General features: G+C 72.3%; 20 protein-coding genes. 9 read left to right on the plus strand and 11 right to left on the minus strand.

From position 1 onward, the window contains the following. The first annotated feature begins 112 nt into the window (after positions 1-112). Positions 113-1297 (plus strand): dephospho-CoA kinase, encoded by a 1185-nt coding sequence (coaE, locus tag AB0M83_RS02770; RefSeq protein WP_364511436.1) that lies wholly within the window; start codon positions 113-115, stop codon positions 1295-1297. Here coaE and AB0M83_RS02775 read toward each other — a convergent pair. From AB0M83_RS02775 to AB0M83_RS02805, 7 genes are all read right to left on the minus strand, one after another. Further along, positions 1294-1917, minus strand: a complete 624-nt coding sequence (locus AB0M83_RS02775; protein ID WP_364511439.1) for a response regulator transcription factor — start codon at positions 1915-1917, stop codon at positions 1294-1296. The genes coaE and AB0M83_RS02775 overlap by 4 nt on opposite strands. Then, positions 1914-3185 (minus strand): sensor histidine kinase, encoded by a 1272-nt coding sequence (locus AB0M83_RS02780; protein ID WP_364511442.1) that lies wholly within the window; start codon positions 3183-3185, stop codon positions 1914-1916. Before AB0M83_RS02780 ends, AB0M83_RS02775 begins: the two co-directional genes overlap by 4 nt. Then, the gene (locus tag AB0M83_RS02785; protein ID WP_364511445.1) at positions 3182-4690 is read right to left on the minus strand and encodes a glycosyltransferase family 39 protein; all 1509 of its coding nucleotides are present in this window, start codon (positions 4688-4690) and stop codon (positions 3182-3184) included. The genes AB0M83_RS02780 and AB0M83_RS02785 overlap by 4 nt, the downstream gene beginning before the upstream one ends. A gap of 94 nt (positions 4691-4784) precedes the next feature. Then, positions 4785-6203: a glycosyltransferase family 39 protein gene (locus AB0M83_RS02790; protein ID WP_364511724.1), complete on the minus strand. Its 1419-nt coding sequence runs from the start codon at positions 6201-6203 to the stop codon at positions 4785-4787. Positions 6204-6280: 77 nt separating this feature from the next. Beyond that, positions 6281-7024, minus strand: coding sequence for an ABC transporter permease (locus AB0M83_RS02795; RefSeq protein ID WP_364511448.1), 744 nt, complete (start codon positions 7022-7024; stop codon positions 6281-6283). A gap of 11 nt (positions 7025-7035) precedes the next feature. Beyond that, positions 7036-7941: an ABC transporter ATP-binding protein gene (locus tag AB0M83_RS02800; protein ID WP_364511451.1), complete on the minus strand. Its 906-nt coding sequence runs from the start codon at positions 7939-7941 to the stop codon at positions 7036-7038. A gap of 139 nt (positions 7942-8080) precedes the next feature. Next, a complete protein-coding gene (locus tag AB0M83_RS02805) occupies positions 8081-9496 on the minus strand; it encodes an MFS transporter (RefSeq protein WP_364511452.1) in 1416 nt (471 codons plus the stop codon). Positions 9497-9593: 97 nt separating this feature from the next. Here AB0M83_RS02805 and AB0M83_RS02810 point away from each other — a divergent pair, with 97 nt between their 5' ends. After that, a complete protein-coding gene (locus tag AB0M83_RS02810; RefSeq protein ID WP_364511453.1) occupies positions 9594-10226 on the plus strand; it encodes a TetR/AcrR family transcriptional regulator in 633 nt (210 codons plus the stop codon). Here the strand turns inward: AB0M83_RS02810 and AB0M83_RS02815 are convergent. Beyond that, positions 10223-10741 carry a DUF402 domain-containing protein gene (locus tag AB0M83_RS02815; protein ID WP_364511456.1) on the minus strand — a complete coding sequence of 173 codons (519 nt, stop codon included), beginning with the start codon at positions 10739-10741 and terminating at the stop codon, positions 10223-10225. The genes AB0M83_RS02810 and AB0M83_RS02815 overlap by 4 nt on opposite strands. A gap of 104 nt (positions 10742-10845) precedes the next feature. Between AB0M83_RS02815 and AB0M83_RS02820 the strand changes: the two genes are divergently transcribed. From AB0M83_RS02820 to AB0M83_RS02845, 6 genes are read left to right on the plus strand one after another with little or no spacing between them, the layout of a single operon-like run. Beyond that, complete coding sequence (locus AB0M83_RS02820; RefSeq protein ID WP_364511459.1) at positions 10846-12333, plus strand: DUF5685 family protein; 1488 nt, start codon at positions 10846-10848, stop codon at positions 12331-12333. Between the two features lie 12 nt (positions 12334-12345). Then, entirely contained in the window at positions 12346-12567 is a 222-nt protein-coding gene (locus AB0M83_RS02825) for a hypothetical protein (protein WP_364511462.1), read from the plus strand. A 46-nt stretch (positions 12568-12613) separates the two neighbouring features. After that, positions 12614-14770 (plus strand): excinuclease ABC subunit UvrB, encoded by a 2157-nt coding sequence (uvrB, locus tag AB0M83_RS02830; protein WP_364511465.1) that lies wholly within the window; start codon positions 12614-12616, stop codon positions 14768-14770. Between the two features lie 48 nt (positions 14771-14818). Then, positions 14819-15091, plus strand: coding sequence for a type II toxin-antitoxin system VapB family antitoxin (locus tag AB0M83_RS02835; protein ID WP_364511468.1), 273 nt, complete (start codon positions 14819-14821; stop codon positions 15089-15091). After that, positions 15088-15486 carry a type II toxin-antitoxin system VapC family toxin gene (locus tag AB0M83_RS02840; protein ID WP_364511471.1) on the plus strand — a complete coding sequence of 133 codons (399 nt, stop codon included), beginning with the start codon at positions 15088-15090 and terminating at the stop codon, positions 15484-15486. Before AB0M83_RS02835 ends, AB0M83_RS02840 begins: the two co-directional genes overlap by 4 nt. Continuing rightward, entirely contained in the window at positions 15483-15830 is a 348-nt protein-coding gene (locus AB0M83_RS02845) for an MmcQ/YjbR family DNA-binding protein (RefSeq protein WP_364511474.1), read from the plus strand. Before AB0M83_RS02840 ends, AB0M83_RS02845 begins: the two co-directional genes overlap by 4 nt. Here the strand turns inward: AB0M83_RS02845 and AB0M83_RS02850 are convergent. Further along, positions 15827-16216, minus strand: coding sequence for a VOC family protein (locus tag AB0M83_RS02850; protein WP_364511477.1), 390 nt, complete (start codon positions 16214-16216; stop codon positions 15827-15829). The genes AB0M83_RS02845 and AB0M83_RS02850 overlap by 4 nt on opposite strands. Positions 16217-16276: 60 nt before the next feature. Further along, positions 16277-17674 (minus strand): S28 family serine protease, encoded by a 1398-nt coding sequence (locus tag AB0M83_RS02855; protein WP_364511480.1) that lies wholly within the window; start codon positions 17672-17674, stop codon positions 16277-16279. A gap of 226 nt (positions 17675-17900) precedes the next feature. Here AB0M83_RS02855 and AB0M83_RS02860 point away from each other — a divergent pair, with 226 nt between their 5' ends. After that, positions 17901-18404, plus strand: coding sequence for an SRPBCC family protein (locus tag AB0M83_RS02860; protein ID WP_364511483.1), 504 nt, complete (start codon positions 17901-17903; stop codon positions 18402-18404). On the opposite strand, the gene AB0M83_RS02865 is transcribed toward AB0M83_RS02860, so the two are convergent. Further along, entirely contained in the window at positions 18401-19141 is a 741-nt protein-coding gene (locus AB0M83_RS02865) for an enoyl-CoA hydratase/isomerase family protein (protein WP_364511485.1), read from the minus strand. The two genes, AB0M83_RS02860 and AB0M83_RS02865, sit on opposite strands and share 4 nt — an antisense overlap. Positions 19142-19198: the final 57 nt, after the last annotated feature.

Here is a 19198-nt window from a genome sequence, read left to right on the forward strand (position 1 = left end):
CCGCTGCCGGGCGTATCGGAAAACGTTTACCGGAGTTACAGGGTGGCTGCCTGTGTCACACGGATGGGCGCACCCCCTCGTCCGTCCGGCGAGCCTGACTAGGGTGATCGGCATGTTGCGCGTGGGGCTGACAGGTGGAATCGGGGCCGGCAAGTCGACCGTGGCGAACCGGCTCGCGGAGCACGGTGCCGTCCTGATCGACTCCGACCGGATCGCCCGCGAGGTGGTCGAGCCCGGCACCGAGGGACTCGCCCGGCTCGTCGAGGAGTTCGGCGAGGAGATCCTGGCCGCCGACGGTTCGCTCGACCGGCCCGCGCTCGCCGCCAAGGCGTTCGGCGACGACGAGTCGCGACGCCGGCTCAACGCGATCGTGCACCCGCTGGTCGGCGCCCGCACCGGTGAGCTGATGGCCGCCGCCGCGCCGGACGCCGTCATCGTCCACGACATCCCGCTGCTGGTCGAAAACGGCCTCGCGACCGCGTACCACCTGGTCGTGATCGTCGACGCGCCGGTCGAGGTGCGGGTCCGGCGGCTGGTGACGGCGCGGGGCATGGCCGAGGAGGACGCGCGGGCCCGGATCCGCGCGCAGGCGAGCGACGAGCAGCGCCGCGCCGTCGCGGACGTGCTCCTGGACAACGGCGGTGCCGAAGACGCCGTGCTCGCCGACGTCGACGCGCTGTGGGCCGACCGGCTCGTGCCGTTCGAGGCGAACGTCCGGCTGCGCCGGCCGCGGCCGCCGGTGTCCCCGAAGATCGCCGAGTACGACCTCACCTGGCCGGCGCAGGCCGAGCGGGTGCTCGCCCGGATCCGCGCCGTGGCCGGGGAGCTCGCCCGCCGCGCCGACCACATCGGGTCCACCGCCGTCCCCGGCCTGCCCGCCAAGGACGTCCTCGACTTCCAGCTGACCGTGTCCACTTTGGACGACGCGGACACGCTCCGCGAGCTGCTCTCCGACGCCGGGTTCCCCCGCCTGGAGGGCGACTGGGTCGACGACGCCCTGGACGGCGCCGGGACGTGGCCCAAGCGCCTGCACGTCGGCGGTGACCCCAAGCGCGCGGTGAACCTGCACGTCCGGTCCGAAGAGACGCCGGCGTGGCGGCTCGCCCTGCTGTTCCGCGACTACCTGCGCGCGAACGCGGACGAGCGGGACGACTACCGCGACGTCAAGCTGCGGCTGGCCGCCGCGCACGCCGACGACGGCAACGTCGCGGCCTACGCGGACGAGAAGCAGGAGTTCGTCAACGGCGTCTTCACCCGCGCGGAGAAGTGGGCCGCGGCCACCGGCTGGACGCTTTAGGAGCCCAGCAGCCCGCGTTCGAACGCGACCGCGACGGCCGCCGCGCGGTCGTTCACGCCGAGCTTCGCGTAGACGTGGATCAGGTGCGTCTTGACCGTCGCTTCGCTGATGAAGAGCTTCTTCGCCGCTTCCTTGTTCGTCGAGCCGCGGGCGACCAGGGTGAGCACCTCGCGCTCGCGCTGGGACAGCGGCTCCCGCGCCGGCTCGCGCATCCGGCCCATCAGCCGGCTGGCGACCGCGGGGGAGAGCACGGCTTCGCCGCGGGCGGCGGCTTCGACCGCGCGGAAGAGGTCGTCGCGCGGCGCGTCCTTGAGCAGGTAGCCCGTCGCGCCCGCCTCGATGGCGGGCAGGACGTCGGAGTCGGTGTCGTAGGTCGTGAGCACCAGGACCCGCGCCGGGTTGCCCAGCCGGGCCAGCTCGGTGATCGCCGTGACGCCGTCGGTGCCCGGCATCCGCAGGTCCATCAGCACGACGTCGGGGCGCAGCCGCTCGGCCAGCGCGACGGCTTCGGCGCCGCTCGCCGCCTCGCCGACGACCTCGAAGCCACGGCCGGTGAACATGCCGCGCAGGCCGTCGCGGACGATCGGGTGGTCGTCGGCGATGAGCACGGTGATCGTCACGGGGAGGCCTCCGGCGGGGACGGGACGGCGGGCAGGACGGCCGAGATCGCGGTGCCGCCGCCGGGTTCGGACTCGACGTGCAGCGTACCGGCGAGCCGTTCGACGCGCCGCCGCATCCCGGGCAGCCCGAAGCCGGGGCCGGGCCCGGGGACGAACCCGGCGCCGTCGTCGCGGACGTCCAGGGTCACCTCGTCGTCCATGTAGGACAGCGTGAGGCCGACGCGACCCGCCTCGGCATGCTTGTCCACATTGGACAGCGCTTCCTGGGTGACGCGCAGGATGGTCGACTCGATCTCGGGGTGCAGTGGCCGCGGTTCGCCGGTGGCGGTGAACGCGGCGGGCACGCCGGTCCGCCCGCTCCACCGCGTCGCGACGCCGGCGAGCGCGTCGGGCAGCGCCGCGGTGTCCAGCGGTTCGGGGTGCAGCGCGCGCACCGAACGCCGGGCGGCGACGAGGTTCTCCCGCGCCAGCGCGGCCGCCGAGTCCAGGTGCCGCTGCCGTTCCGCGGGCTCGTCCTCGGCCAGCGCGGCGGCTTCGAGCTGGGTGATGATGCCGGTGAAGCCCTGGGCCAGGGTGTCGTGGATCTCCTGGGCGAGGCGCTGCCGCTCGTCGAGGATCCCGGCTTCGCGGGCCTGGCTGAGCAGTTGCCGTTGCAGGCCTTCGTTTTCCGCGTGGGCCGCGGCGAGGTCGTCGAGCATGCGCCGGCGTTCTTCGTTCTGCCGGGCGACGGCCGCCGACAGCAGCCCGCCGCCCCCGATCGCCGTGGTCTGCACGAGGATGATCGTGATCCAGATCCCCGGTCTCTCCTGCAACGCGTGGGCCGGCCCGCCGTTGCCGAGGGTGTTGATCAGCAGCGAGGTCACCGCGAGCGCGACGAAGGCGAGCCACGTCGGCCGCAGCCGCATCGCGGAGAAGAACGCGAAGATCATGAAGATCACGAACGTGACGTCCCGGGACTCGAGGACGCTGCCCAGCCCGATGACGCCGGCGAAGCTCAGCAGGGCGAACGCGGGGTGCTCGCGCACCCGCGGGACCGGGAGGGTGATCGTGGCGAGCAGCCAGAGCGCGGTCGCGGCGACCAGCGCGCCGGTGAGCGCCCACCAGCGGCCGTCGTGCCCGCCGAAGGCGAGGGTGATCAGGGTCGCGGTGGCGAGCAGCCCACCGCCCAGGTACCGCTCGACCCGGTTCAGCAGGGGCTGCCAGCCGGTGGCGGCCTTCGCCGACTCCAGCGGCCACATCGGGCGGTTCCAGTCGACCCGGACGCTCACGCTCTCATGTCCTTCACCCGAGGCCAGATCGCCGCCCAGTCCGCGGTCCGGCCGGTGAGCTGCCAGACCGGCATGTGCTCGCTCGCGTTCGCGACGCCCAGGCGGTTCCCGACCTGCCCGGCGAGGTGCGCGGACGCGAAGTACTTCGCGAGCTTCGACGGGTCGTAGCCGACGAAGAGCACGGTGTCGGCGTCGTCGGCAGGCCGGCCGAAGTACCAGAAGCCGCGGCTCGGGCTGTGGGCCTCGGGCAGGCCGTGCTCGGGCCCGTACCGGTCGAGCGCACCGGCTTGCCAGTAGCCGCCGGTGACGACGGCGGTGCCGGGTGGCGCGGTCCGGTACAGCTTGGCGACGTCGCCGGCGAGGTCCGGCCAGCCGATCTCTTCGGCCGCGTAGGCGGGCCGCGGCGCGCCCGGGTGGTCGGCCAGCCAGTGCGCCGGCCAGAGCGGCAGTGTGAAGGGCAGGCTGAACAGGGCCGAGAGCACGAAGACCGGCCAGGTCGGCACCCACCGCCACCACAGGGCCGGTTCACGTCCTTCCAGGTGCACCGCGGCCGCGGCCCACAGCACGCCGAACATCCCGGCGGCGTAGTAGTACCGCCCGTTGGCGAGCAGGAAGACCGCGACGACACCCAGCGCCGTCCAGCCCAGGAACCGGTACGGCCGCAGCTGTGCGCTCCCGAGCAGCACGGCGACGCCGTAGAGGACACCGAGCGCGCCGATCACCCAGCCGGCGCCGGCCAGGAGGTTCGGGACGAAGCTCTCGCGCCCGCCCGCCGCGTCGACTTCCGCGCCGACCGCGTCACCCATGCCGAGCTGCGGCCAGCCGTTCGCGCGCTGCCACAGCAGCGTCGGCACCAGCGATGCGGCGGCGATCAGCGCGCCCAGCCAGAGCTTCGGCCGGCGAAGCAGCTCGCGCGGCCCGAACACGAGCACCGCGAGCCCGGCCACCACCCAGAACGCGCCGATGAGCAGCTTGCCGTTGAGCGCAACGGCCGTCACGACGCCGAGCCACACCAGGAGCGAGTCGTCGCGGGTGCGGACCCAGCGGACCAGCAGCCACAGCACGAGCGTCCACAGCAGCGGGTCGAGCGTCGACGTCGCCAGGTAGTGGCCGCTGCCGACGAACTGCCCGCAGATCGCGTACGCCGCCGCGGCGCGCGCCTGCGCCTTGCGCCGTCCGCCCAGCTCGCGGGCGATCAGGGCGGTGACGGCGACGCCGGCCGCCGTCGCGGCGACCGCCGGCAGCCGGAAGACGACCAGCGAGCCGGGCGCCAGCGAGTCCATCGCCCAGGCCAGGAACGGGACGAGCGGTGGCTGGTCGGCGTAGCCCCACGCCAGGTGCTTCCCGGCGGCGAGGAAGTACAGCTCGTCGCCGAAGTAGCCGTAGCGGCCCGCGGTGAGCAGCAGCGCGGTGGCCGTGCCCAGCGCCAGCAGCGCGACCGGCAGCCGGGCGAACGGGGCGAGCTGGGTTGTCGCCTGGTCGGGGGCCGTGGCTACGGCGTCCATCGTGCTCCTTCGTCCTGGGTAGGCGCCGGTCCTTCCCGCACCCTACGGGGGCCACCCGGCGTCACCCCGCGACCGGTGACGCCGGGCACGTGGCTCAGGTGTGGGTGTTCACCAGCTTCGGCCACAGCACGGACCACGGTTCGGTCCGCCCGCTCGCCACCCACAGCGGCACGCCGTCGAAGTAGCTCGGCTTCGCGGCGCCCGTGTCGACCGTCCCGATCGGCCGCACGACGGCGAAGTGCCCGAGCAGCGGCCGCGGGTCGGCACCGACGTACAGGACGTCCGTCGCGTCTTCGGGCGGTACGACCAGCGTCGCGTACCCGCGGTTGCCGCTGGCCGGCTCCGGCAGGCCGAGGTCACGGCCGTAGCGGTCGAGCGCACTGGCCTCCCAGTACGTCTCGGTCACCACCGCCGTGCGTTCCCGGCTCGGCAGCCTCGCGAAGGCGTCGGAAACCGACCGGGTCCCCTCCGGCCAGCCGATCTCGGCGAAGGCGAACACCGGCGACGGCAGGGACGGGTGCTCGGTCAGCCACGCCCGCGGCCAGACCGGCAGCGCGACGGGCAGGACCAGGAGCACGGACAGCGCGTAGCACGGCCAGGCCGCCAGCCACCGCCACCAGCGCGACGGTTCCCGGCGCTCGAGCGCCACCGCGGCCATCGCCCAGCACACCGGGTACATCCCGGCGAGGTAGTAGAACCGGCCGTTCACCGCCACGAACGCCACGGTCAGCAGCAGCGTCGTCCAGCCGAGGAAGCGGAGCTCCCGGTCGCGCAGCACCCGCCACAGGCCGTACCCCAGCAGGACGGCGCCGACCGGGATCCCGGCGGTGAGCAACGCCGCCGGCACGAACGTGAGCCGCCCGCCCCAGGTGTTGCCGACCTCCTGGGAGATCGCCGCGCCCATGCCGAACTGCGGCCAGCCGTGCGTGGCCTGCCAGAGCAGCGTCGGCACCAGAGCCACCGCGGCGATCGCCGCGCCGAGCCACAACGCGGGCCGGCGCAGCAGTTCCCGTGGTCCGCACACCAGGAGCGCGACCCCGGCGGCGAGCCAGAAGCCGCCGATGAGGAACTTCGTGTACAGCGCGAGCGCCGTCACGACGCCGGCGAGTGCGAGCAGGCCGTCGGCGCGGGTCCGCAGCCACCGCACCAGCAGCCACAACAGCACGGTCCAGAGGAACGGGTCCACTGTGGACGTCGCGAGGTAGTGCCCGCCCGCCGGGAACAGCGACGACACGCCGAAGGTCGCGGCGGCCAGAGTCTGCGCTTTCCTCCCGCCGCCGAGTTCGCGGGCGATCAGCGCGGTCAGCGCGATGCCCCCGAGCATCGCCAGCATGGCGGGAATCCGCAGCACGAACGGCGACTGCCCGAGCGCGTCCATCGTCTTGGCCAGCAGGGGCAGCAGCGGTGGCTGGTCGACGTAGCCCCAGGCGAGGTGCCGTCCGGCGGCCAGGAAGTAGAGCTCGTCGCCGAAGTAGCCGTACCGGTTCGCGGTCAGCAGCAACGGGATCGCCATCAGCGCCGTCACGATCGCCACCGGGCGCGTGGCGACCGGCGCGACCGGCCGGACCCGGGCCGCGGCGGGCGCGCTCGTCACTCCCACCGGAACACCCGCGCCGCGATCGTCGAGCAGACGACGGCGAAGACCGCCATCGCGCCGAGCTGGAGCAGCTCCGGGGCGTCGCCGGCCCAGGTGGCGCGCAGCGCGTTGAGCGTGCCTCCCAGCGGCAGGACGTCGGCGACGTGCTGCAGGAAGACCGGCAGCTTCTCCTTCGGCACCCAGACCCCGCCCAGCGCCAGCATCGGGAAGAACAGCGCGCTCCCGATGCCGCTGGCCGCGCGGCCGGTCGGCACCAGCGCCGCCACCAGCAGGCCGACGGAGAACAGCGCCACGGCCCCGAGCACGAGCGACAGCAGGAAGCCGCCCGGGTTGCCCGGCAACGGGATGCCGAGCGCGAGCCCGCCCACCCCGGCGATCAGCGCGACCACGACGACGGCGGCGGCCAGGTTCACCAGCAGCTGCGCGGCGAGCAGCAGGCTCGGCGGCACGGGACTCGCGGAAAGCCGCTTCAGCAGGCCTTTTTCGCGGTAGGTGCCCATCGCGGTCGGGAACAGCGTCAGCGCCAGCATGGCCAGCAGGATCGTGATGGCCATCGGCGCGATCAAGGTGGCCAGGGCGCTGTGCCCGCCGTACTCGGGGTCCGGCTCGTTCGCGCCGGGCATCAGCCCGAACACCAGCAGCAGGGCGAGCGGGATGCCGACGACGACGGCCGGCGCGCCCGGGTCCCGCAGGAACACCTTGGCTTCGGCGGTGGTCAGCTTGGTCAGGACGGACATGGTTTCCCCCTTCATTCCGGCCGGTGGCCGGTGAGTGCGACGAAGGCGTCGTCGAGGCCGGCCTGCTCGACGCGCAGGTCCTCGGCGATCACGCCGAGGCGGGCGAGCAGCGACGTCACCGCGTGGAGCACGTTCCCGCGGCCGCTGACCACGAGACGGTCGGCGTGCCACTCGGCCTTGCGGACCTCCGGCAGCGCCTCGAGCGCGCTGGGGTCGAGCGGGGCCGACGGCCGGAACCGCACGACCTGCTCGTCGGTGACCCGGGCGACCAGCCCGGCCGGGGTGTCGACGGCGACGACGCGCCCGGCGTCGATCACCGCGATCCGGTCGCAGAGCCGTTCCGCTTCGGCCATGAAGTGCGTGACCAGCAGGATCGTCACGCCCTGCGCACGCACGGCCTCGATGAGGTCCCAGGTGTCGCGGCGGGCCTGCGGGTCGAGGCCGGTGGTGAGCTCGTCGAGCACCGCCACCTCCGGGCTCCCGACCAGCGCGAGCGCGATGGACAGCCGCTGCTGCTGACCGCCGGAGAGCTTCTTGTAGGCGGTGTTCCGGTGCTCGGTCAGGCCGAGCGTGGCGAGCAGCCGCTCCGGATCGGCCGGCGTCCGGTAGAACGCGGCGTAGAGGTCGAGCAGCTCGCCGACCCGCAGCTTGTCCTGCAACCGGCTCTCCTGGAGCTGGACGCCGACGCGCTGGCGCAGTTCGGCCCGGTCGTGGCGCGGGTCGAGCCCCAGCACCGAAAGCTCACCGCCGTCGGGCGTCCGGAGGCCCTCCAGGCACTCGACGGTCGTGGTCTTGCCCGCCCCGTTCGGGCCCAGGATCCCGAAGATCTCCCCGCGTTCGACGCTGAACGACACGTCGTCGACCGCGACCTTGTCCCCGTACCGCTTGTGGAGGTGCTCGACCTCGATGACCGGCATGGCGCTGTTCCCCTCTCGATCCGCTTGCGACACACCGAGATTCCCGCGCGAGGGGCCTCCGGCGAATCGTCAGGACGGTCCGGACCGGGGTCCTCCGGCGGCGGACCCCGCATCCACCGTTCGGAGGATGCGCGAGGCGTCAGGAGCTGCGCCGGGGTGACGCGAGCACGAGCAGGAAGGTGAACGCGATGCCGCCGGCGATGACGAACACCGCCGTCCGGATCCCGTCACCGGTCGCGACGCGCAGCGCGTCGCCGCCGAGGTCCCGGGTACCGGCGTTGGCGATGAGGACCAGCACCGCGAGCCCGGCCGCGGCGCCGATGCCGGAACCGGTCGTGACGATCCCGGAGGCGACCCCTTGCCGCGGGGCGGGCACGCGCGTCGCCGCGGCGATGTACATGGCCGTGAACACCATCCCGTCGCCGGCGCTGACCGCGACCAGGCCGGGCACCAGCCCGGCGTAGGAGCCGTCCGGGGTGAGCGCGAACCCGAGCAGGCACGCGCCCAGCGCGCCGGTCGCGAGCGCGCCGAGCAGGGTGTGCCGGACGCCGATCCGGGTCACCAGCGGCCCGGCCAGCACCGAGCCGGCGACCACCACCGCGGTGGGCAGCAGGAACGCGAGCCCGGTGGCCAGCGCGTCGTAGCCCCGGACGTCCTGGAAGTGGAGGGACAGGAAGTACAGCAGCGAGCCGAAGGTGGCCGTGAACAGGAACGCGACCACCAGCGCCAGCCGGAGGCTCGGATTGGCCGGCAGGCGGCGCGGCACCAGCGGGTCGGTGCTGTGCCGCTCGATCACCGCGAAGGCGCCGGCCAGCAGCGTCCCCGCGACCAGGGCCGCCACGATCCCGGGGGAGTCCCATCCCGCGTCCGGGCCCTGGACCAGCGCGAACGCCAGCAGGGTCACCGCGCCGGTGACGCTCAGCGTGCCGGCCAGGTCGAACCGCCGCCCCGGCGCACCGGGCCGGTCGGGCGCGATGAGCGCGAACGCCGCCACGAGCGCGACGCCGGCCAGCGGAACGTTGACGAAGAACACCGCCTGCCACCCGAAACCCCGCGTCAGCACCCCGCCGAGCAGGACGCCGACGACCAGGCCGGCGGCACCGGCTCCGCCCCACGCGCTCAGCGCGCGGTTGCGCTCGCGGCCCTCGGCGAAGGTCGTGGTGATGATCGCCAAGGTGCTGGGGAAGACCAGCGCCCCGCCCAGGCCCTGGAGCGCCCGGCCGGCGAGCTGGAGGAGTGGCACCGTGGCGAGCCCGCCGACGACCGACGCGATGGCGTAGAGGGCGAGGCCGGTCACCAGCACCCGGCGCCGGCCGAGCAGGTCCGCGGCCCGGCCGCCGAACAGCAGGAACCCGGCGGAGGCGATCGCGTACGTGCTGATCACCGCCTGGAGGGTCTGGGCGGAGTAGCCCAGGTCGCGGCCGATTTCGGGCAGCGCCACCACGACGATGTACTGGTCGAGGGAGACGATCAGCATCGCGAAGGCCAGCAGCGCCAGCCGCGCGCGGGGGTGGTCGCGGCGCGCCACCGAGGTCACTTCCGGTTCGGTCAGCATGGTTCCTCCTGGTCGTCGCGTGGGGTTGCCGCTGAACTGTACGCTTCAGTTCATATGAACTCAACGGTTCAGTTCAGGAGCTTGGTATGCTGCGGCGATGACCGAGACGCGACGGCGTGCCCCTTCCGGCGAGCGAGCCGACCTCAAGCGCCGGGCGATCGTGGACGCCGCCCGCGAGACGTTCCTGGCTCGCGGCTTCGAAGCCGGCATCGACGTCATCGCCCGGCAGGCCGACGTGTCGAAGGTGACGATCTACAACCACTTCGGCAGCAAGAGCGAGCTGTTCCACGCGGTCATCCACGACGCGCTCAAGGAAGCGCTCCAGCAGTCGACGCTGGCGCTGGAGAAGAGCCTGGCCGAGTCCGACGACATCCGCGAGATCCTCGTGCGGACGGCGACGGGCTGGGTGGCGGGAATGGCGCAGCCGCAGGTGCTGGCGCTACGCGCGCTCGTCGCCAGCGAAGCGCAGCGGTTCCCCGAGCTGGGCCAGGCGTGGAAGGCCAACGGTCCCGACCTGACGTCCGCCATCCTCGCCGGGGAGTTCCGCAAGCGCATCGAGGCCGGCGAACTCGCCATCCCCGACGTCGACCTGGCCCTGGTGCAGCTCTACGCGCTGGTCCTCTACCCGCACTTCACCCACGCCGCCTACGGCGAACGGATCGGCGAGCAGCGCACCCACGACCTCATCAGCCGCGGCGTGGACATGTTCCTCGCCTACTACTCGGCCTAGGGGTGCCGGCGCCAGGTCAGCGTGATGTCCTTCGTGGACAGCCAGGCGGAGAGGTCGTAGCCGTGGGCGGCCAGCCCTTCCACCGCGGCGTAGGTGGTCTTCAGCGCGTACTCGGCGTCTTCGGCGGAGAGCAGGCCCGCGGCGTGGGCTTCGAGGAGCTCGTCGGTGTCGATCACGCGGAGGGACAGCTTGTCCTTGAGCACCAGGTCGACGTAGAGGTCGGTGGCGACCCAGCGCGGGCCGTCGCGGCGGACGCGGACGACGTCGAGGTAGAAGTCCTGGTCGCGCTCGTGGCCGGGGGAGAACCAGAAGTCGGTGAACCGCAGCCCGAGCCCGGGCACCAGCCAGGACTCGAGGTAGTGGAACTGGGCGCGGCCGGGGGTGGGGCGCGCGAGGTACAGGCCGAACGGCTCCTCGCGGTATTCCTCGACCTCCCGGCGGATGCCCTTCGGGTCGATGTTCGCGCGCTCGGCGGGGTCGAAGAGCTCGACCTTCGGCGCGTGCAGTTCAGCCATGCGGTCATCCTGCCGGGCAGGTCACGAATCGCGTATACGCGACGCGCGCGCCACTCGTTCGGGCTAGGGTGCGCCGACGATCAGAGGAGCCGAGGGGACTGGGGATGTTCGGGATCATCAGGCCGTGCCGGCACCGGCTGTCCGGCCGCCTGCACGCGGACTGGGTCGCGCACCTGTGCGGGCTGTGCCTCACGCTGCGCGACGAGCACGGGCAGCTGGCCCGCGTCGTCACCAACTACGACGGGCTGATCATCTCCGCGCTGGTCGAGGCGCAGACGCCTCGCGCGGACCAGCGCCGGGACGCCGGGCCGTGCCCGCTGCGGGGCATGCGCTCGACCTCGGTGGCGCGCGGCGAGGGTGCCCAGCTCGCCGCGGCGGTGTCGCTGGTGCTGGCCGCGGCGAAGGTCGGCGACCACGTCGAGGACCGCGACGGCGCGTTCGGGCGCCGTCCGGTGGCCATGGCCGCGCGGCGGGTCGCGGCCCGCTGGGCGGCGCAGGGCAGCAGCACCGGCGGCCGGATCGGGTTCGACACGTCGGTGCTCACCGAAGCCGTCGAGCGGCAGGGGGAGCTGGAGCATTCCGTTCGCTTCGGCGACTCGGCGCTCCTCGCGACCGAGCCCGCCGAGCTGGCGACGTCCGCGGCTTTCGCGCGGACGGCGGAACTGGCCGGGCGGCCCGGCAACGTGGCCCCGCTCGCGGAGGCCGGCCGGCTGTTCGGCCGGGTGGCGCACCTGCTGGACGCGGTCGAGGACCACGCGGCCGACGCGGCGGCGGGCGCCTGGAACCCGTTGCGGGCGACCGGAACCTCCTTGGAGGAGGCGCGCCGGTTGTGCGACGACGCGGCGCTCGGGGTCGAACTGGCGTTGCGGGAAGCGGAGTTCGCGGAGCCAGGGCTGGTGCACGCGTTGCTGGTCCACGAGCTGCGGCAGGCGGTGCGACGCGCGTTCGGACACGGCTCGGCGCATGGTCACGGCTCGGCTTCCGGTGCCGGGTCCGGCGCGGCGTTCGCGGCCGGCGAACAGTGGCCGGGCGGCCTTGCCGGGCAGCAGCCGCCGCCCGGGTGGATCGGGCCGGGACCCACCCCGCCGCAGCACCCGCAGCAGCCGCCGCCGGGCTGGATCGGCCGGGGGCCGGCTCCGCAGCAGTACCCGCACCAGCCTCCGGGTGGTCCGGGAGCCGGTGCGCCGCACGGCTTTCCGCCGCCCGGCCCGGTCCCGCCGCCGGGTGCGCCCGGCGGCCGCGGCCCGGGTGGCCCTGGCGGCGGTGGCCCGGGCGGCCCGGGTGGTCCCGGTGGGCCGGGAGGTCCTGGCGGCCCGGGTGGTCCCGGCGGGCCGGGCGATTCCGGTGGTCCGGAGTCGCTCGACGGCAAGGGCGGTGGCCTCTGGTACCCGAAGTTCGCCGTCCCGCCGAAGAAGCGCAACTTCTTCCTCGGCTGCGCACTCACCCCCTACATGTGCTGCACCTGCCAGTTCTGCTGCCGCGATCCCTTTCCCGGCCCGTGGAGCGGCAAACCGCGCTCGACCGGCGGCTGCGACTGTGCCGGCTGCGACGGCTGCTGCGACTGTTGTTCCTGCTGTGACTGCAGTTGCTGAAGTGACAACGCGATGACGATGGACGGCCGGCCCGACCGGGCCGCGAGACCTTCGCCGGCCTCGACCGAGGCCGAGGTCGCGGAGGTGCTCGGGGAGTTCCCGTGCGCCGAAACCCAGGCCGCCGGGCCGGGCCGAGCGCCGGCCTCGCGCTCCGGGAGACGAGCCGGCGCCGTCCCGCACTGCGCCGTGACCGGCGGCGAAGTCATCTCCGTCACGGTCTCCCGGCCCCGCTGACCAGGCCCGACGGAAATTGTCGGTGGGTCGGCTTACTCTGGTCGACGTGGCTTTCGCAACCGAACACCCCGTGCTCGCCCAGTCCGACTTCCGCCCGGTCTCGGAGATCCCCCGGACCGGCGGCCGCTTCGAGGTGGTCAGCGACTACCAGCCCGCCGGTGACCAGCCGGCGGCCATCGACGACCTCGAACGCCGGGTCAGGGCGGGCGAGAAGGACATCGTGCTGCTGGGCGCCACCGGTACCGGCAAGTCGGCGACCACGGCGTGGCTGATCGAGCGCGTCCAGCGGCCGACACTGGTGATGGCGCCCAACAAGACCCTGGCCGCGCAGCTGGCGAACGAGCTGCGCGAGCTCTTCCCGCACAACGCGGTCGAGTACTTCGTCAGCTACTACGACTACTACCAGCCCGAGGCGTACATCGCGCAGACGGACACGTACATCGAGAAGGACTCGTCGATCAACGACGACGTCGAGCGGCTGCGGCACTCGGCGACGATGAACCTGCTGTCGCGGCGGGACGTCATCGTGGTCGCGAGCGTGTCCTGCATCTACGGCCTGGGCACCCCGCAGTCCTACCTCGACCGGTCGTCGAAGCTGGCGGTCGGCATGCAGCTCGACCGGGACGTCTTCCTGCGGGCGCTGGTGGACGTGCAGTACACGCGCAACGACATCGCCTTCGCGCGCGGCACGTTCCGGGCGCGCGGGGACACGGTCGAGATCATCCCGGCGTACGAGGAGCTGGCGATCCGCGTCGAGTTCTTCGGCGACGAGGTCGAAAAACTTTACTACCTGCACCCGCTGACCGGGGACATCGTCAAGGAGGTCGACGAGGTCCGGATCTTCCCGGCGACGCACTACGTCGCGGGCCCGGAGCGGATGGAAAAGGCGATCCAGGGCATCGAGAAGGAGCTCGAAGACCGGCTGGCGGAGCTGGAGAAGCAGGGCAAGCTGCTGGAAGCGCAGCGGCTGCGGATGCGCACGGCCTACGACATCGAGATGATGCGGCAGGTCGGGTTCTGCTCCGGCATCGAGAACTACTCGCGCCACATCGACGGCCGCGGGCCGGGCACCGCGCCGGCGACGCTGATCGACTACTTCCCGGACGACTTCCTGCTGGTGATCGACGAGTCGCACCAGACCGTCCCGCAGATCGGCGGCATGTACGAGGGTGACATGTCCCGCAAGCGCAACCTGGTCGAGTACGGCTTCCGGCTGCCGAGCGCGGTCGACAACCGGCCGCTGACCTGGGAGGAGTTCTCCGACCGGATCGGGCAGACGGTGTACCTGTCGGCGACGCCGGGGCCGTACGAGATGGGCCAGGCGGGCGGCGAGTTCGTCGAGCAGGTCATCCGGCCGACCGGCCTGGTCGACCCGAAGGTGGTCGTGAAGCCGACCGAGGGCCAGATCGACGACCTGGTGCACGAGATCCGCGAGCGCGCGGACAAGGACGAGCGCGTCCTGGTCACCACGCTGACGAAGAAGATGTCCGAGGACCTCACGGACTACCTGCTGGAGCTGGGCATCCGGGTGCGCTACCTGCACTCGGAGGTCGACACCCTGCGCCGGGTCGAGCTGCTGCGCCAGCTGCGGGCGGGCGACTTCGACGTGCTGGTCGGCATCAACCTGCTGCGCGAGGGTCTCGACCTGCCGGAGGTGTCGCTGGTGGCGATCCTCGACGCGGACAAGGAGGGCTTCCTCCGGAGCGGGACGTCCCTGATCCAGACGATCGGCCGCGCGGCGCGAAACGTGTCGGGCGAGGTCCACATGTACGCGGACAAGATCACCGACTCGATGAAGCACGCCATCGAGGAGACGGACCGCCGCCGCGAGAAGCAGGTGGCCTACAACGTGGAGCGCGGGGTCGACCCGCAGCCGCTGCGGAAGAAGATCGCCGACATCCTTGACCGGGTCTACAGCGAGGCCGAGGACACCGAGCAGGTCTCGGTGGGCGGCTCGGGCCGCAACTCCTCCCGCGGCAAGAAGCCGGAGCAGGGCGACCGGGTGCGCAGCTCGGGCATGCTGGTCGACAAGGACGTCTCGGCGATGCCGCGCGCCCAGCTGGCGGACCTGATCCAGCAGATGACGGACCAGATGATGCAGGCGGCGCGGGACCTGCAGTTCGAGCTGGCGGCCCGGCTGCGCGACGAGATCCAGGACCTGAAGAAGGAGCTGCGCGGAATGGACGCGGCCGGCATCAAGTGACACCGGTCACTCGATCGAGTATTACACCTTGCGCGGTATGATTACACCATGGCGATGAACATCAAGGACCCGGAGGCCGAGCGACTGGCCACCGAGGTCGCCGAGTTGACCGGCGACACGAAGACCGGTGCCGTCCGGGAGGCGCTGCGTTTGCGGCGTGATCAACTCCGTAAGCAGGAAAACACCGAAGAGCGGCTGAAGCGGATGCGACGGGTCTTGGAGGAGGAGATCTGGCCCTTGATCCCGCCCGAGGAGCTGGGGAAGCCGATCCCCAAGGACGAATGGGAAGAGATCCTCGGCTTCGGGCCGGAGGGCGTGTGATCATCGACAGCTCGGCGATCGTCGCGATTCTTCGCCGCGAACCGGACCACGAGCTACTGGAGGAACGCCTCGCCGAAGCGAGTGACGCCAAGATCGGAGCGCCGACCCTGGTCGAGGTCGGCATCGTCCTGACTACGAGACTGGGCGGACGGGGCCGCCTCGTACTGGCGAGGTTCTTGCAGGACAACCACATCGCCACCGTGTCGTTCACCGAGGAGCACGCGGAGGTCGCCATCGACGCGTTCGGCCAATACGGGAAAGGGCATCATCCGGCCAAGCTCAACATGGGTGACTGCTACACCTACGCCACGGCCAAGATAGCCGGGGAACCGTTGCTGTGCATCGGGGACGACTTTCCGCAGACCGATCTCGAACTCGTGAAGCTCGAGTCGTGAACATCGACGCCGTCGTCGCCTACTGCCTCGGCAAGCCCGGGGCCGAGGAGACCTATCCCTTCGGCGACCACGTGCTCGTCGCGAAGGTCGGGGGCAAGGGCTTCGCCTTCATCGGGCAGGACGAGCCCGGCAGCGTCGCCGTCAAGTGCGGTGCCACCAAGGACGAGGCCGCCGAGATCCGGGAACGGTACCCGGACGCCGTCACCGTCATGGACTACCTCGGCCGCTACGGCTGGAACCGCGTCGAACTCGGCGCCGGTGTCCCCGACGCCGAGCTCGAGGAACTCATCGACGTCTCCTACGACGACGTCGTCCGGAGGCTGCCGAAGGCGAAACGTCCTTAAGCCGGTGCCGGCGCTTCCGAGTCCGGCTGGAGCATGCCGAGGATGTTGCCTTCGGTGTCCTTGACGTACGCCAGCCAGCCGACCCCCGGCACCGGGCTCTTCGGCAGCGCCAGCGATCCGCCCGCCTCGGCCACCGCGGCGAGCGCGTGGTCGAGGTCGGCGACGTCGACCGTGTTCACGAAACCGTGCACCGGCGCCGAGTCCTCGGGGGCCGGGCCGACCCGGGGCACGAGCCCGCCGTCGATGCCGTCGCCTTCGCCCGTCGTGATCACCCAGTACGGGACGTCACCCCAGCGTTCGAACTTCCAGCCGAACACCGCCGTGTAGAAGGCCACCGCGCGTTCGGGCTCACCCGCGTGGATCTCGAAGTGGACGGGACGAGGCATGCCGCCTCCTCAGGCCGGGCCGTCAAGGTGCCGTGAGACTACGCCCGGCCTGAGGGGAAGTCACAGTGGTGGCCGCGCCGAAAGGGTGAGGTCCGCGTCGAAGTCCGGGAACCCGGCCGGCGCGCTCCGGGCTGTCAACGCCGAAGCGGGGGACAACCCCGCCCAGCGCCGGACGGTCGCGGTCGCCGCGGCGGCGTCGGCCGCGGGCAGCTGCGCGATCTTCGACCCGTGGTTGCCGCCCGGCACGTAGTAGCGGTACGAGTCGCGGCTGCCGAAGCCCAGTTCGAACGGCTCGGCGCCCCACGGGTCGTTCGAGCCGTAGACGAACAGCAGCCGGGTGCCGCGGGACTTCACCCAGAAGTCGATGTCCGGCATGGCCAGGTAGTCGAACCGCGGGATCTTGACCGACGAAGGCACGAACGTCTTCGGCTGGTCGGCGCCGGGGTAGCGGAGCAGGTCGCGCAGGTAGCCGTCGTACGCCTCGGGCGAACCCAGCTGCGCGGCCGCCTGGTAGTAGTACGGGACGTACGGCGCCAGATCCTGGTCCGAGTAGGTGTTGAGGCTCTCGACCTTCTCGTACCAGGCGTAGACGTCGGCCGCGGGCGCTCCCGGCGCCGGCACCGTCGCGCAGTCCGCCTGCTTCTGGTACTGCCAGAACGCGAAGTACGAGTCGATCACCGAGATTTCGAGGGACTTGTCGGCCGAGCCGACGATCGAGAACGTCAGCCCGCGTTTCGCCGCGTCCGCCGCGGCGATCACGCCCAGCTCGGCCCGCCGCTTCAGCGCGTCGCGCTGGATCGCCTTGAGCGCGTCCCGGCAGCCGGGGTCGTCACCGACCCGGGACAGGAACCGGTTGTAGACGTCAACGGGGTCGATGACGTCGTTGGGCGCGACGTAGGGGATCGTCGCGTCGACGTCGTCGGGGAAGAAGCGCCGGAAGTACGTCGCGGTCATGCCGCCCTTGCTGCCGCCGGTGGCCAGCCACTTGCCCGGGTAGATCGCCTTGAACGCCTGCACCGCGCGGTGCTCGTCCGCGGCGGCCTGCCAGATCGTCAGCTGCTTCGCCCAGTTCTCCGGTTCGGGGCGCGACGGCGTGAAGTACCGGTACTCCATCGAGAGCTGGTTGCCGTCGACGATCTGCGTCGGCTCCGACCGGTTCGGCGCGGTGCTGACGTTGTAACCGCTGGTGAAGGCGACCGTCGGCGCGGCGAAGTCGCGGTGCAGCAGGGTGAACCGCTGCTGGAAGGTGCCCGCGCCGGGGTGGCGGTGGTCGGCGGGCTGGGTGAAGGTCAGCTCGAAGAACCGGAACCCGGCCGGCGCCGGGTCCTCCTTGACGATCGTCAGGCCGGGGACCTTCCGCAGGGCGGCCTCGATGTCGGCCGGCCCCGCGCTCGCGACGGGCGCGAGCCCCACCACGGCCAGCACGGCCGCCGCGACGGCGGTGAACAGTCTGCGCATGGACGCACCCTCCCCGGCTTCGGATCCCACCGTGGGACCCTCACAGAACCGGCGGCGGTCGGCAATCGGCTGTCCGGGCGCAGCATCGGTCAGAATCCGACTTTCGGCGGGTGGCGCGCGCGTCCTCCGCCGTGCGCACCCGCGGGCACCGTGCGAGTTGTCCGGCCGATCAGCGCGACGTTACGGTCCGATCCCGTAGGCACCGGCATCGAGCGAGGGGTCCGCCATGAAGGTTTCCGACTGCCCGACGACGCAGGTCGAAGTCCGCATCGACGCGGGACCGGCCGAGGTCTGGTCCTGGTTGCTGGACATCGACCTGCCGGCCCGGTTCTCCACCGAGTTCCAGGGCGGCGGCTGGGTCGAGGGCGCCGAGCCCGGCCTGGGCGCGCAGTTCCGCGGCCGCAACTCCCACCCGGTCGCCGGGGAGTGGGAGACGGTCTCGACCGTGACCGGCTACGAGCCCGGGCGGCTGTTCGCGTGGGCCGTGATGGACGTGACGAACCCGGCCGCGTCGTGGCGCTTCGAGCTCGTCCCCGACGGCGAGGGCACGATTCTCCGCCAGTGGGCCCAGATCGGCCCCGGCCCGTCCAACCTGACGACGATCATCGGCTCGATGCCCGAGCACGAGGAGGAGATCGTCGCGATGCGGCTGGGCGAGCTGCAGGGCAACATGCAGAAGACGGTCGACGGCATCAAGGCCCTCGCCGAGAGCGGCGTCCGCGCCGCCTAGCGCAGCACCTTGTCCACATAGGACTTGACGGCGGCCAGCGCCGCGGGTGCCCGCCACAGCCGCTCGACCTCGGGGTCGTCGGTGTGGCGGTACTCGGCGATCCGCTCGTGGAAGGGCTGGCGGATCTGGGCCTTCGTGTGCCCGAACGCCTCGGCGGGCAGCTCGCCGAGCCGGGTCGCGACCGCCAGCGCCCGCTCGACGACGTCGTCCGGCGCGGCCAGCTCGTCGACCAGCCCGCGCGCGAGGGCGTCCTCGCCGCGGTGGACTTCGCCCGAGTAGGTGAGTGCGGGCAGCGGCGCCGTGCCGTAGGCGCAGCGCAGGATCTCCAGCGCGGCCAGCGGGAACGGCAGCCCGACCAGCAGTTCGGTCACGCCGATGCCACCGGGCCCGAGCACGCGGTGGTCGCACGCGGCGGTGAGCACGGCACCCCCGGCGATGGCGGGCCCGTTCAGCGCGGCGACCACCGGACGCGGGAAGCCGAACACGGCCAGCAGCGCGTCCGACAGCAGCGGCAGGAACTCCGACACGTACGACGCGCCGCCGTCGTGGATCCGCTTGAGGTCGACGCCCGCGGAGAAGATGCGCCCGGTGCCGGTGAGCACCACGGCGCGGGCTTGCGAGACCTCCTCGAGCCGGAGCACGAGCTCCCGGCAGGAGTCGGTGTCGAGGGTGTTGGCCTTGCCGTGGTCGATCCGCAGCACGGCGACGTCGTGGTGGCTGTCCAGGGTGATCGGCACGCGCCCGACCGTACCCCGGCGCGGTCCGGCCGGCGACGGCGAGCGGCGTGGATCCGC

This window comes from Amycolatopsis sp. NPDC051106 (assembly GCF_040682775.1).
Lineage (GTDB): Bacteria > Actinomycetota > Actinomycetes > Mycobacteriales > Pseudonocardiaceae > Amycolatopsis.

Bases quoted from the DNA above. Each gene is read 5' to 3' on its own strand.
- coaE (WP_364511436.1), top strand. From the start codon at position 113: ATGTTGCGCGTGGGGCTGACAGGTGGAATCGGGGCCGGCAAGTCGACC.
- AB0M83_RS02785 (WP_364511445.1), bottom strand. From the start codon at position 4,690: ATGGACGCCGTAGCCACGGCCCCCGACCAGGCGACAACCCAGCTCGCC.
- AB0M83_RS02790 (WP_364511724.1), bottom strand. From the start codon at position 6,203: ATGGCGATCCCGTTGCTGCTGACCGCGAACCGGTACGGCTACTTCGGC.
- AB0M83_RS02795 (WP_364511448.1), bottom strand. From the start codon at position 7,024: ATGTCCGTCCTGACCAAGCTGACCACCGCCGAAGCCAAGGTGTTCCTG.
- AB0M83_RS02800 (WP_364511451.1), bottom strand. From the start codon at position 7,941: ATGCCGGTCATCGAGGTCGAGCACCTCCACAAGCGGTACGGGGACAAG.
- AB0M83_RS02805 (WP_364511452.1), bottom strand. From the start codon at position 9,496: ATGCTGACCGAACCGGAAGTGACCTCGGTGGCGCGCCGCGACCACCCC.
- AB0M83_RS02810 (WP_364511453.1), top strand. From the start codon at position 9,594: ATGACCGAGACGCGACGGCGTGCCCCTTCCGGCGAGCGAGCCGACCTC.
- AB0M83_RS02815 (WP_364511456.1), bottom strand. From the start codon at position 10,741: ATGGCTGAACTGCACGCGCCGAAGGTCGAGCTCTTCGACCCCGCCGAG.
- AB0M83_RS02820 (WP_364511459.1), top strand. From the start codon at position 10,846: ATGTTCGGGATCATCAGGCCGTGCCGGCACCGGCTGTCCGGCCGCCTG.
- AB0M83_RS02825 (WP_364511462.1), top strand. From the start codon at position 12,346: ATGACGATGGACGGCCGGCCCGACCGGGCCGCGAGACCTTCGCCGGCC.
- AB0M83_RS02835 (WP_364511468.1), top strand. From the start codon at position 14,819: ATGGCGATGAACATCAAGGACCCGGAGGCCGAGCGACTGGCCACCGAG.
- AB0M83_RS02850 (WP_364511477.1), bottom strand. From the start codon at position 16,216: ATGCCTCGTCCCGTCCACTTCGAGATCCACGCGGGTGAGCCCGAACGC.
- AB0M83_RS02855 (WP_364511480.1), bottom strand. From the start codon at position 17,674: ATGCGCAGACTGTTCACCGCCGTCGCGGCGGCCGTGCTGGCCGTGGTG.
- AB0M83_RS02860 (WP_364511483.1), top strand. From the start codon at position 17,901: ATGAAGGTTTCCGACTGCCCGACGACGCAGGTCGAAGTCCGCATCGAC.